This is a genomic window from Geothermobacter ehrlichii, from assembly GCF_008124615.1.
Classification (GTDB): domain Bacteria; phylum Desulfobacterota; class Desulfuromonadia; order Desulfuromonadales; family Geothermobacteraceae; genus Geothermobacter; species Geothermobacter ehrlichii.
Map to the genome: position 1 here is coordinate 44,462 of NZ_VNIB01000007.1, position 12,396 is coordinate 56,857.

Genomic DNA, 12,396 nt, shown 5'->3' on the forward strand with positions numbered 1-12,396 from the left:
CGCCCGGTCGCGGGCTAGCGCTCTCCCCAGAGCAGCTTGGTGCGAAGGATTTCGAAATAGTCCCGCTGCGGGCTCTTCACCAGCAGGGTCACGCAGGGAGACCGCCTGACCTCGACCACGTCACCGCCGGCCAGCGGCATGCCGATCTGGCCGTCGGCGGTCAGCATCACCTCTTCGTCCTGAAACTTGACCTCGACCCGGATCACGTCTTCGTCAGAGACGATGATCGGCCGGTTGGTCAGCATGTGCGGACAGATGGGGGCGATGGCCAGGCAGTGCAGCCCCGGATGGATGATGGGGCCGCCGGCGGCCAGGTTGTAGGCGGTGGTGCCGGTCGGGGTCGAGATGATCAGGCCGTCGCCGCGGAAGGTGGTCAGGTAGCCGCCGTTGATGCTGGCCTCCATGTCGATGATGCGTGCCAGCGCCCCCTTGTTGATGACAACGTCGTTCAGGGTACGGAAACGGCCGACGGCCTCGCCGCGACGCAGCACCACGGCGTCGAGCATCATGCGGCTCGACACCTCGAAATCGCCGCGCAGCACCCGGTCGAGCACCGGAAAGGTCTCGTCGCAGGCGACCTCGGTGAGAAAACCGAGCCGGCCGAGATTCACTCCGAGGATGGGAATCCGCAGCTCACCGATCAGCCGGGCGACGGAAATCAGGGTGCCGTCACCACCCAGCACGACGACCAGGTCGACCAGGGAAGGAATGGCGCCCGGCGGATAACCCTTCTCCCGCCCCAGCGCCGAGGCCAGCACATCTTCCAGAAAGATGCTGCAGCCGCGCTCTTCGAGATAGCAGCAGACATCGCCGGCCAGGGCCGCGGCATCCCGGTTGTTGTGCTTGGCATAGATACCGATTCTTTTCATGAGAACCACCTCTAATCGTCGAAATCTAGCAGATTTACGCCCCTGCGTCCATCCCTTTGCCGCCACTACGTCCGGTTGCCGGGCCCCGTCCGCTGTGCTAGAGTCGAACGCGGCAAGGAGACACGCGCAATGGACCTCTTCTCTCAGAGCACCGGCGACGACGCCCCGCTGGCCGAGCGGATGCGGCCCCAGGCCCTGGACGACATGGTCGGCCAGCAGCACCTGCTGGGGGAAGGGAAACTGCTGCGCCGGCTGATCGAACAGGACCGGCTCGCCTCAGTCATCTTCTGGGGACCGCCGGGCACCGGCAAGACCACCCTCGCCCGCGTCATCGCCAACACCACCAGCAGCCGCTTCGTCTTTTTTTCGGCCGTTCTCGGCAGCATCAAGGAGGTGCGGGAGATCGTCGCCAAGGCGGCGGAAGAACGCGCCTGGCACGGCCGCCGCACCCTGCTTTTCGTCGACGAGATCCACCGTTTCAACAAGGCGCAGCAGGACGCCTTTCTTCCCGCCGTCGAGAAGGGGGATGTCATTCTTATCGGCGCGACGACCGAAAACCCGAGCTTCGAGGTCAATTCGGCCCTGCTCTCCCGGTCGCGGGTCTTCGTGCTAGAACCGCTTTCCGCCGAGGATCTGAAAACCCTGCTGCAAAAAGCCCTGCGCGATCCGCGCGGCCTGGCGGACAGCAATCTGCAAATCGAGGAGGACGCCCTCGATTTTCTCGCCGCGCGGGCCCACGGCGATGCCCGGGTGGCCCTTGGCGCGCTGGAGATCGCCGCCACCGCGGCCCGCAACGGAACCATCGACCTGCCCCTGGTCGAGGAGGCGCTGCAGAGCCGGGCCATTCTCTACGACAAGGGAGGCGAGGAGCACTACAACGTCATCTCGGCCTTCATCAAGAGCATGCGCGGCTCCGACCCGGACGCCGCCCTCTACTGGCTGGCCCGGATGCTCGAGGCAGGCGAAGACCCCCTGTTCATCGCCCGCAGGATGGTCATCTTCGCCTCCGAGGATGTCGGCAACGCCGATCCCCGCGCCCTGCAGATCGCCATCACCGTGCAGCAGGCGGTGCATTTCGTCGGCCTGCCCGAAGCGCGCATCAACCTGGCCCAGGGTGTCACCTATCTGGCCACGGCGCCAAAGAGCAATGCCAGCTATGTCGGCATCAAGCAGGCGCAGGCCGAGGTTCGCGCCAGCGGCGCCCTGCCGGTCCCCAAACACCTGCGCAACGCCCCGACCCGGCTGATGAAGGAACTCGACTACGGCAAGGGTTACCAGTACGCCCATGACCAGGCCGAAGCCCTGACAACCCAGTCCCACCTGCCGGAAGACCTGGCCGGCCGAACCTTCTACCGGCCGACCGACCGCGGCTACGAGAAGACCATCGGCGAACGCATGGCCTATCATGCGCAGCTGAAAATGCGGCGCAGGGGCCGAAAGGAAAAACCATGAGCCGGCGGCTGCTTTTCGTTCTGCTGTTTCTGCTGCCGGCGACCCCGCTCTGGAGCGCGGCATCCGACTGGCAGCCCTGGGACGGCAAGAGCCGGAAAGAGATGCCGATCGAGGCCGACGGTCCGGCTTTCGACCAGGCGATCCGTTTCTTTCAGCACTACATCTCACCGGTCGACGGCGCCCGCTGCCCCATGTATCCGACCTGTTCGGCCTACGCCCGCCAGGCCCTGGCCCGCCACGGCCCCTGGCTCGGCATTCTGCTCACCGTCGACCGCCTGATTCACGAAAACGATCCGCGCGAACGCCGCCGGCCGGTGCTGGTCGGCGATCGCTATCGCTATTTCGACCCGGTCGAGGCCAACGACTTCTGGCTGGGGCATCCCGCGGCGGCGCCGGATCCGCCCGATGGTCAACCACCCCGTTCCCGCATGGACTCAGGGCAAATAACCCAGTGATTTTCAGCTTGTTTTTGCCCGCCGCGCAGGTTATATTGACGGCGGTTCGCTTCTGATTTACCGGTTTCAAGGAGGGGGCAACAGAGCGATATACCACCCTTTGCAGTCATTGGAATGCATATGGCCGGCTTAGGCAGGGTATTGAAAAGCGTCATGAGGGTGGGCGAAACGGGGCAAAGACGGCCGAAAAACGCAAAAACTCGGTTTACAAAGTGAGTGAATGAGCGTTTGAGGCTGTTTCGACGCCTTGCCGGGTTCGTGAGTTCAGGCAGGTCAATGACTGTGTACTACCTGCCGGTCATCGGCTTGCGGACGCGGGGTCACGCCAACCACGATCGTTTTTCGATGTCCTGCAGGCACCGGCATGGAGCCTACGGGATGGTATCGACCCCTGGTCGTCGTCAAAAACAGAACCCACTACCAGCGTCCGGCATCCAACCCTCCGGAGCGCACACGGTTCTATTCTCTCTTTCCCCCATGGAGGCGTCATGCCTCCGCTGAACGAACCACCGATCGACTTCAGCGAGCCGCTGCGGCATTGCCTCGACTATCTCGGCCGTTCCGACGTTTCCGTTCCCATTCAGTCACTGTTGACAGCCTCCGGCATCGACCGCGAACGGCTGCGGGTAACAGCTGAACAATTCTACCGATTTTGCCAGCATGTCGCAGCCGCAACCGGCGACGACATGCTGCTGCGCCGGGTGGGACGCCACGCCGGGCGCCGGGCAAGCCTCGGCTTTCTCAGCCAGGCGGCCCAGGGAATCGTCGGCCCCGGCCTCCTTCTGCAGCACCTGATACGGCGGCACCAGTCCGGCCGACCGGCGCTATGGGAACTGAAAAAAACCGGCGCCAGACGTCTCGAACTGTCGCTCGGCGGCAAGGGACACGGCCCCTTCCTCTGTCAGTACGTGACCGGTTTTCTCGAAGGGCTGGCTCCGCTCTACAGCCAGGAAGGATCCGGTTTCGTTCATCCGCGCTGTACCGGCCGGGGGGACAGCCGCTGTCTCTATGTCCTTTCCTGGCCCAACCGACCGGGCGACACCCTCAGGCGCGCCCGCAACCTGCTCGCCGCCGGCACCCTGCTGACATTGCCGGCGATACCGTGGATCCCGGCAACGGCGACCGGCCCTCTTGCGTTCGCCGCCATGGGGGGCCTCTTCGCCCTGACCGCCATCGGCGGTATCATCGAGCGTATCGGCATCCAGAAACACCTGCACCGGCAGATCCTGACCAACGAGCACCTCGTCGACCAGGAAAACGCCAACGCGGTCAAGCTGCAGCTGACCCGGGAACTGAGCCAGGCGGTGGGCAGCCGCGGCAGCAGCGAGGATCTGCTGCAGGCGGTCATCGACATTCTGGCCGAAAATCTCGACTTCGACCGGGGCATGATCTTCCTCGTCGACCGGGACGAAAAGACAGTGCAGTACCGGGCGGGATTCGGACTGGGCGAACAGGACCTGGCGGTACTGCGCGAACCCGTTTCCATGGATCTGAAGTCCAGGGGCCACCCCCTGCCCGACTTTCTGCGGCAGTCCGGCTCGCTGCTCGTCAACGACGTCAGGGGGCTGCATTCCGTCCGCCACCACAATTTCTGCCGCTGGATGGCCCACCTGGGCAACCGCTCGTTTCTCTGCTGCCCCATCCACAATGGAAAACATCCTGCAGGGCTGCTGATCATGGGCCTGTCCAGTCCGCGCCGACAACTGCTGGAAAGCGACCTGCAGCTGCTCGAGGGGCTGGTTCCCCTGATCGGCATCGGCCTGCAGAACACGCGTCTGCTCCATCAGCAGTCAAGCCAGTTCCAGTCGATCCTGCAGGTCCTGGCGGCAAGCATCGACGCCCGCGACTTTCTGACCGCGGGGCACTCGGCCCAGGTCACCGAATACGCCGTCGGCATCTGCCGCAAGCTGGGTCTTTCCGAGGACTACACCGACATGGTCCGCATCGCCGCCATGCTGCACGACTACGGCAAGCTGGCCGTTCCCGACTTCATCCTGAAAAAGGACGGTGAACTCTCCGCCGAAGAAAAGGCCCTGATTCGCACCCATCCCGACAAGAGCCGCGAAATTCTCGAACGGATCCCCTTCGAAGGCATCTATCGCCAGATCCCGCAGATCGTCGGCGCCCACCACGAAAAGATGGACGGCAGCGGCTATCCGAAGGGGCTGAAGGGAGAAGAGATTCCGCTCGGCGCCCGCATCATCGCCGTGGCCGACTTCTTCGAGGCCATCACCTCCAAGCGCCACTACCGGGACCCGATGCCCTATCCCGTGGCCCTGCAGCTTCTGGCCGAAGAAAGCCTGATCCACTTCGACAAGAATGTGGTCGACGCCTTTTTCCGCTACATCAACGAAACCAGGGTCTGCATGGTCGGCAGGTCCAGGCCGAAAAGAACCAGCATCGACCGGCGCAAGGTCCGCATCCCCTGCCGCACACATGTCTCCTGCCAGATCGGCAACCGAGTCGTTGCCGGCACCAGCGCCAACCTCAGCAGCGGCGGCATCTTCGTCGCCACCGACCATCCCATCGACGTCAACAACCACGTCGAGGTCATCTTCACCCTGCCCAACCAGCCCTCCACCCTCTTCCGGCTGAAGGGGAGAGTCGCCTGGCACAACAACCGCAAGGCGCAACGCCTGCCGCACGGCGTCGGCATCGAGTTTTTGCGTGTGCCCGAGGAGATCTCCGGCGCTCTCAACGGCTTCATCAGCCATTACGTGGCCCGCCATGAAGCCGGGCTTGCCGACGAACCGGTTCTGACCGTTCACTGAAGAAGACCGGCAGCACTTCGAGCGCCGGCGCAGGGCGAGGGGTTTTGTGCCGGGTCAAGGCGCGGCCCGATGAGCGCGGAGGCGTACCGGAAGGTACGTCGCACAAGTGAAGAGGGACGCAACGACGAGCCGGTGCAAAAGAACCGCCCCGCAACCCGGCTTCAACGAAGTTCGCCAGCCCCTCTCCCCCGAACCGTCGAAGGGCGAGGAATTTTGTGCCGGGTCAAGGCGCGGCCCGATGAGCGCGGAGGCGTACCGGAAGGTACGTCGCACAAGCGAAGAGGGACGCAACGACGAGCCGGTGCAAAAGAACCGCCCCTGCTCAGAAAAGGTGGAAGATGTAGATCCCTGCCCCCACATCCGGACTGCCGTCGCTGAGCCCGCCGAGCAGATGGCCGCCAAACCCGAAATCATTTCCCTCCCAGCCGACACGCCCTACCAGTTCGAGGGCGTCGTCCTCACCATCAAAAGGCGCCGTGGCCCCTTCCAGGCCACCGGAAACATTCCAGCCTCCGGCCAGGTAGCGCCCGACGGCGGCCGACCATTCCCAGTACGGATCGGGCTGATAGTCACCGTTGTCACCGGGAAGGATGGAACGCAGGGAACCGTCGAGAAACCAGTCACCCAGCAGTCGCCGGACGGCCAGCCCGGCGCCGACATCCCAGGCGCCGGTACCCAGCCCCTTGCTGTCATCTCCGGTCGGTGCCTTGAGATAGCCGAGCAGGCTCAACTCGAGGCTCGACGAAGACCAGAAAGCCCAGTTCGACTCCAGGCTTACATCCCCCAGACCCTCGCTGGAGCCGGCGGCGGCCAGGCGGCCTCCCCCCATGCCGCCAACCGTCGACAAACCGTCCGCCATACCGCCGAAACGTCGACCACCCATGAGCACCGTCGTTCCTTCCGACTGACTGATCCAGGGCAGGGTCAGGGCCAGGTCAAAATCCGCCGTACTCCAGGCCAGGGTCACCGGCACGGTCACCGCGGTGACCGTTTCATCGGTTCCATAATCACCACTGGCCACATCCAGGCCGACTTCCAGGCTCAATCCCGCGGCCGAAACGGGAAGAACACTCAGCAACAGCAATCCTGTCGACAACAACAGCTTCAACATGGGCAACTCCCGGTTTCCGTGTTTCAGGCAAGACAGCCCCCGGCAACCTCTGGCGGCGGCAATGTCCCCTGTTTACCGTTAGACGTATGATTTCGGACAAGGTTTACCAAGGGGCTGACATCTTTTGCGTGGGGATGCAGAAAAAAGGAGGGTAGTCCGGGACACTGGAAGCACACTGCACCTCCAGCATCCCGGACAACACCGATGTCGGTCTATTCGACCCGGATTTCAAACTTGAACTGGCGTTTCTTGCCGTCGGCCAGTTTGCTGCCGACCTTGATCTCATACTCGCCGGGTGCCGGCAGGTTGATATCGCCGCCGAAGCCTTCGCCCATGCCCATCTTCATCGGCATCAACTTGATCGCCTTGCCCGCCTCACCGTTCTTGGGCTTGATCTTGACTGCAACCAGCCCCCCGGTCACCGGAGCGCCGGTCTTTTCGTCCTTGAACATGATCATGAAATGGTGGGTGGCACTCATGCCCATCTTCTCCATGGAGGCACGGGCCGCCTCGTCATAGACCTTGGCATGAGCCATCGCCTCGACGCCGTCTTCACTCTCGGTGCCGAGCATCAGCATGCCCGCCCCCATCTTCATGCCCTTCATGCCGTCATGGTCCATGCCCTTCATACCGTCATGGTCCATGCCTTCCATCTTGCCGTGGTGCCCGGCGTCCTTCATCATGCCATGGTCCATCTCCTTGTCAGCCACCGCAACCAGCGGCAACATCAGGGTAAAGATGGCGATCAAAAGAATCCTTGCTGCGTTTTTCATGTCCTTCTCCTTGGTGTGAGAGTATGGGCCTTCGCCCGGTGTCAAACAAACGATTCCGTGGCCTGTCATTCGTGAATCTCTTCGAATGAGGTCGGGGTAAATTCATGCTTCAGCTTCAATCCCCGCCACATGAAGTAGATCACCGGAAAGACCAGCAGCTCCATCAGTCCCGAGGTAATCACCCCGCCGACCATCGGCGCGGCGATCCGTTTCATCACGTCGGCCCCGGCGCCGTGCGACCACATGATGGGAACGAGACCGGCGATGATGACGCAGATAGTCATGATCTTGGGCCGGATGCGTTTGACCGCGCCATGGTGAATCGCCTGGGTCAGATCGCCCAATGTCAGCATCCGTCCGTTCCGGCGCCAGAGATCGAAAGCGAGATCGAGATAGAGCAGCATCACCACCCCGGTTTCGGCGGAAATGCCTGCCAGGGCGATCACCCCGACCCAGACCGCGACCGACATGTTGTAGCCGAGTGCATAGAGGAACCAGAAACAACCGACCAGCGACAACGGCAGGGCGATGAAGATGATGCCGGTCTTGACCAGGCTCTTGGTGTTCATGTAGATGATGACGAAGATGATCAGCAGCGTCAGCGGAATGACCACCTTCAGCTTGGCCGCCGCCGCCTGCATGTACTCGTACTGACCGCTCCAGACAATATTGTAGCCGGCCGGCAGCTTGACTTTCTCGGCAATGACCTTCTGGGCGTTCTCGACATAGGTGCCGACGTCGATGTCCTTCAGATCGACATAGATCCAGGCGGTCTGGCGGGCGTTTTCGCTCTTGATGCCGGGCGGCCCCTTGCGAATCCTGATCCGCGCCACCTGCGACAGGGGGATGTGCTTGCCATCGGGCAGTGGCACCAGCACCCGCTCCAGGGACTGCAGATCGCCGCGGTAATCACGCTGATAGCGGATGTTGACCGGGTAGCGCTCCAGTCCCTCGACCGTCTCGGTGACGTTCATGCCGCCGATGGCGCTCTTGATGATGTCCTGCACATCGCCGACCGTCAGCCCGTAGCGGGCCACCGCCTCACGGTCGATTTCATAATCGAGATAGTTGCCGCCGACCACCCGCTCGGAAAAGACGCTCAGGGTGCCGGGAATCTCCCGGACAACCGCCTCGATCTGCTCACCGATGGCGGAGAGCTTTTCCAGATCGTCGCCCATGATCTTGATGCCGACCGGCGTCTTGATACCGGTGGCCAGCATGTCGATCCGGGTCTTGATCGGCATGGTCCAGGCGTTGGTCAGACCGGGAAACTGAATGGCTTCGTTCAGTTCGGCCTTCAACTCCTCCACCGTGATCGTCGTCTCTTCCGGCCAGATCAGGCGCAACGGTTTCTTCAGCAGCTCCAGGGAATCGGGCCATCCGGAGTAGAAGCGCTCCCGCGGCAGCTTGCGCCACTCGTCCTCCGGCTTGAGCATGATGGTCGTCTCCAGCATCGACAGTGGCGCCGGGTCGGTGGCGGTTTCGGCCCGCCCGACCTTGCCGAAGACGTGGTGCACCTCGGGGAACCGGCGGATGATCCGGTCGGTCTGCTGCAGCAGCTCCTTCGCCTTGGTGATCGAAATCCCCGGCAGGGTTGTCGGCATGTAGAGCAGGTCCCCCTCGTAGAGCGGCGGCATGAATTCCGAACCCATCTTCCTCAGGGGAACGACAATGCTCAGGGTGATCAGAAGCGCCGAAATCAGCACCGGCCACCGCCACTTGAGCACGAAATCGACCACCGGATGATAAAAACGGATCATCAGCCGGTTGAGCGGATTCTTATCTTCGTCGGGGATCTTGCCGCGAATGAACCAGCCCATCAGCACCGGTACCAGGGTGACCGACAGCAGGGCGGCGCCGGCCATGGCGTAGGTCTTGGTATAGGCCAGCGGCTTGAACAGGCGCCCCGACTGCTCGCCAAGGGTGAAGACCGGAAAGAAGGAGACCGTGATCACCAGCAGAGAATAGAAGAGAGCCGGGCCGACCTCCTTGGCCGAAGAGGCGATAATTTCCCAGTGTGATTTCTTGCCCCGGTCTCGTTCCAGATGCTTGTGGGCGTTTTCGATCATGATGATCGCCGCATCGATCATCGCCCCTATGGCGATGGCGATGCCACCCAGGCTCATGATGTTGGCGTTGATCCCCTGTGCGTACATGATCATGAAAGCGATCAGGATGGCGACCGGCAGGGTCAGAATCGCCACCAGCGAACTGGAGAAGTGGAACAGGAACAGGGCCGTGACGATCGCCACGACGATACTTTCCTCGATCAGCTTCTCCTTGAGAGTGTCGACCGCCCGCTCGATCAGGCTTGAGCGGTCGTAGACGGTCTTGATCCGCACGCCCTCGGGCAGTCCCTGTTTGAGCTGTTCCAGCTTCTTCTTGACCGCCTCGATGGTCTTCAGGGCGTTTTCGCCCACCCGCATGACGATCACCCCGCCGACGGCCTCGCCTTCACCGTCAAGTTCGGCCAGACCGCGCCGCAGTTCGGGACCGATGGTCACCCGCGCCAGGTCACGCACCCGGATCGGCGTTCCCCGACTGTCGGTGCCGACCACCACGTTCTCGATGTCTTCCTTCGACCTCAGATAGCCCAGTCCCCGAACCATGAATTCGGTTTCGCCCATCTCCACCAGACGGCCGCCGACATCGTTGTTGGAACGCTGGATCGCCCGCTTGATCTGCGGGATGGTGATGTGATAGGCCAGCAGCCGGTCGGGATCGACCTCGACCTGGTACTGCTTGACATAGCCGCCGATGGAGGCGACCTCGGCCACCCCCTCGACACTGGTCAGCTCGTAGCGCAGAAACCAGTCCTGCAACGACCGGAGCTGCTGCAGATCGTGCTTGTCGCTCTCGAGCACATATTCGTAGACCCAGCCGACTCCGGTGGCGTCCGGGCCGAGACTCGGCGTCACCCCGGGCGGCAACCGTCCGGCGGCATAGTTGAGATATTCGAGCACCCGCGAACGGGCCCAGTAGAGATCGGTGCCGTCTTCGAAAATGATATAGACGAAAGACAGTCCGAAGAAGGAATAGCCGCGCACCACCTTCGCCCCCGGCACCGCCAGCATCTGGGTGGTCAAGGGATAGGTCACCTGGTCCTCGACCACCTGCGGCGCCTGCCCCGGATACTCGGTGAAGATGATCACCTGCACATCCGAAAGATCGGGGATGGCGTCGATGGGAGTCTTGAACATCGTATAGGCACCGCCGACAATGACGAAGAACGTCAGCAGCACGACCATGAATTTGTTCTGGATTGACCAGTCGATCAGTTTCTCAAGCATGGATGCCTCGGTGAAGCAGTATTCAGGAGTCAGTATTCAAGAGGAGTCCGGAAACTCCCCCTGGCCCTTGGCCCTTAGCCTTTAGTCCTTGGTCGCCTTTTCATTTGAACAGGTCCTCGGCCTCGTCCTGTTTTCGGGGCCCTTCATCTCCGAACAGGTCCTCGGCCTGGCCATCGCCGGCCTTCTCACCATCCATCTTCATCGGCTGCGCCGCCGGTTCGGCCCCAGTCTGCTTCGGCTCGAGCATCTTGGCGATCGCTTCGCGCAACTGGCTTTCGGAATCGAGCATGAACTGGGCGCTGGTCACCACCCGTTCACCGTCGAACAGCCCCTGAACAATCTGCAGATAACCGTCTTCGTCCTGCACGCCGGTCCTGACCTGGCGAGGCTCGTACTTGCCGTCACCCAGAGCGACAAAGACCAGGGTCTTTTCTCCGGAATGGATCACCGCCTCGGCCGGAATGCTGATCGTCTGTTTGACCGGCTTCGCCTTCAGCCTGACATTGACATACATGTCCGGTTTCAGCTCGTAATCAAGGTTATCGAGTTCGATGCGCGCCTTGACGGTGCGGGTTTTCGGTTCGACATAGGGATAGATGTAGCTGACCTTGCCGGGCACCGTCTTGCCGCCGACAAAGGGCAGCACGATCTCGGCCTGCTGGCCGACCTCGACCCAGGGGAGTTCGTATTCGTAGATGTCGGCATAGACCCAGACCCGCGAGATATCCGAAAGCTGCAGCAGCTCCTGCCCCTTCTTGATGAACTGCCCTTCCCGGACCATCTTCATGTTGACGATGCCGTCATAGGGAGCGTACAGGGTCAGGGTTCGCTTCACCTCGCCGGTCTTTTCCAGCCGGGCGATCTGGGCGTCGGAAATATCCCACAACTTCAGCCGTCGCCGCGAAGCTTCAAGCAGGCGTTTCGCCCCTTCGGCGATGGCGGGAAAGGGAGAGGCGGCCAGCTCGGCGCTATTGTCCCGTGCCAACAGAAATTCCTGCTGGGCGCTGACCAGGTCTGGACTGTAGATCTCGAGCAGCTTCTGCCCCTTGCGGACAAACTGTCCCGTCTGATTGACATGGAGTTTCTCCACCCAGCCGTCGATCTTGCTGTTGACCGAATACTGTCGGGGCTCCTCGTAGGCCACCACCCCTACGGTCCGCACGGTTCGGGCCAGGTCACGCCGCTGCACCGGTGCCGTGCGCACTCCCATGTTCTGAATGGTGACCGGATCGATGCGGATGACCGAACCACTGGCGGCTTCATCCTCGTAAACCGGAACCAGGTCCATCCCCATCGGCGACTTTCCGGGTTCCTTGCGGATGTAGGTCGGATCCATCGGAGCGACCCAATATTTGATCTTGCGTTTGCCGGCAGGCTTGGCGGCATCACCACCTGCGGTGCCTGATTTGAGGGGAATCAGATCCATGCCGCAGATGGGACAGGTGCCCGGTTCGTCGACGATGACCATCGGATGCATGCCGCAGGTGTATTTGACATCCCCGGCATGGGCCCGACCGATTACCGGCCCGACCGACAGATTCAACCGTTCGGCACCGACCTGGACCAGGGCCAGGCCGCCGGCCAGGGTCAATACCGCCAGCAGGGTAACCACCGACCGGCGAAACAGACTGGATGTCGCGAAAGATGCTGTCCGGGTCTTCTTCATACCTGAAAT

General features: G+C 62.2%; 8 protein-coding genes. 3 read left to right on the plus strand and 5 right to left on the minus strand.

Features of this window, described 5'->3' with window-relative positions:
• Positions 1-14 precede the first annotated feature (14 nt).
• The gene (locus EDC39_RS08805; protein WP_148896017.1) at positions 15-869 is read right to left on the minus strand and encodes an NAD(+)/NADH kinase; all 855 of its coding nucleotides are present in this window, start codon (positions 867-869) and stop codon (positions 15-17) included.
• A 129-nt stretch (positions 870-998) separates the two neighbouring features.
• Between EDC39_RS08805 and EDC39_RS08810 the strand changes: the two genes are divergently transcribed.
• From EDC39_RS08810 to EDC39_RS08820, 3 genes are all read left to right on the plus strand, one after another.
• A complete protein-coding gene (locus EDC39_RS08810; protein ID WP_148896018.1) occupies positions 999-2,321 on the plus strand; it encodes a replication-associated recombination protein A in 1,323 nt (440 codons plus the stop codon).
• Positions 2,318-2,776 (plus strand): membrane protein insertion efficiency factor YidD, encoded by a 459-nt coding sequence (gene yidD, locus EDC39_RS08815; RefSeq protein ID WP_246140222.1) that lies wholly within the window; start codon positions 2,318-2,320, stop codon positions 2,774-2,776. Before EDC39_RS08810 ends, yidD begins: the two co-directional genes overlap by 4 nt.
• A 488-nt stretch (positions 2,777-3,264) precedes the next feature.
• The gene (locus EDC39_RS08820; RefSeq protein ID WP_148896019.1) at positions 3,265-5,547 is read left to right on the plus strand and encodes an HD domain-containing phosphohydrolase; all 2,283 of its coding nucleotides are present in this window, start codon (positions 3,265-3,267) and stop codon (positions 5,545-5,547) included.
• 322 nt (positions 5,548-5,869) lie between these two features.
• On the opposite strand, the gene EDC39_RS08825 is transcribed toward EDC39_RS08820, so the two are convergent.
• From EDC39_RS08825 to EDC39_RS08840, 4 genes are all read right to left on the minus strand, one after another.
• Positions 5,870-6,658, minus strand: a complete 789-nt coding sequence (locus EDC39_RS08825; RefSeq protein WP_148896020.1) for a hypothetical protein — start codon at positions 6,656-6,658, stop codon at positions 5,870-5,872.
• Between the two features lie 212 nt (positions 6,659-6,870).
• On the minus strand, positions 6,871-7,431 hold the full coding sequence (locus EDC39_RS08830) for a hypothetical protein (protein ID WP_148896021.1): 561 nt from the start codon (positions 7,429-7,431) through the stop codon (positions 6,871-6,873).
• A 65-nt stretch (positions 7,432-7,496) separates the two neighbouring features.
• Positions 7,497-10,721 carry an efflux RND transporter permease subunit gene (locus EDC39_RS08835; RefSeq protein WP_148896022.1) on the minus strand — a complete coding sequence of 1,075 codons (3,225 nt, stop codon included), beginning with the start codon at positions 10,719-10,721 and terminating at the stop codon, positions 7,497-7,499.
• A gap of 100 nt (positions 10,722-10,821) precedes the next feature.
• Positions 10,822-12,387, minus strand: coding sequence for an efflux RND transporter periplasmic adaptor subunit (locus tag EDC39_RS08840; RefSeq protein ID WP_222862856.1), 1,566 nt, complete (start codon positions 12,385-12,387; stop codon positions 10,822-10,824).
• Positions 12,388-12,396 lie beyond the last annotated feature (9 nt).

What these genes read in the sequence shown, in the direction of transcription:
- EDC39_RS08825 (WP_148896020.1), bottom strand. Translation starts at nt 6,658, where the DNA reads ATGTTGAAGCTGTTGTTGTCGACAGGATTGCTGTTGCTGAGTGTTCTT.
- EDC39_RS08830 (WP_148896021.1), bottom strand. Translation starts at nt 7,431, where the DNA reads ATGAAAAACGCAGCAAGGATTCTTTTGATCGCCATCTTTACCCTGATG.
- EDC39_RS08805 (WP_148896017.1), bottom strand. Translation starts at nt 869, where the DNA reads ATGAAAAGAATCGGTATCTATGCCAAGCACAACAACCGGGATGCCGCG.
- EDC39_RS08810 (WP_148896018.1), top strand. Translation starts at nt 999, where the DNA reads ATGGACCTCTTCTCTCAGAGCACCGGCGACGACGCCCCGCTGGCCGAG.
- EDC39_RS08835 (WP_148896022.1), bottom strand. Translation starts at nt 10,721, where the DNA reads ATGCTTGAGAAACTGATCGACTGGTCAATCCAGAACAAATTCATGGTC.
- EDC39_RS08840 (WP_222862856.1), bottom strand. Translation starts at nt 12,387, where the DNA reads ATGAAGAAGACCCGGACAGCATCTTTCGCGACATCCAGTCTGTTTCGC.
- EDC39_RS08820 (WP_148896019.1), top strand. Translation starts at nt 3,265, where the DNA reads ATGCCTCCGCTGAACGAACCACCGATCGACTTCAGCGAGCCGCTGCGG.
- yidD (WP_246140222.1), top strand. Translation starts at nt 2,318, where the DNA reads ATGAGCCGGCGGCTGCTTTTCGTTCTGCTGTTTCTGCTGCCGGCGACC.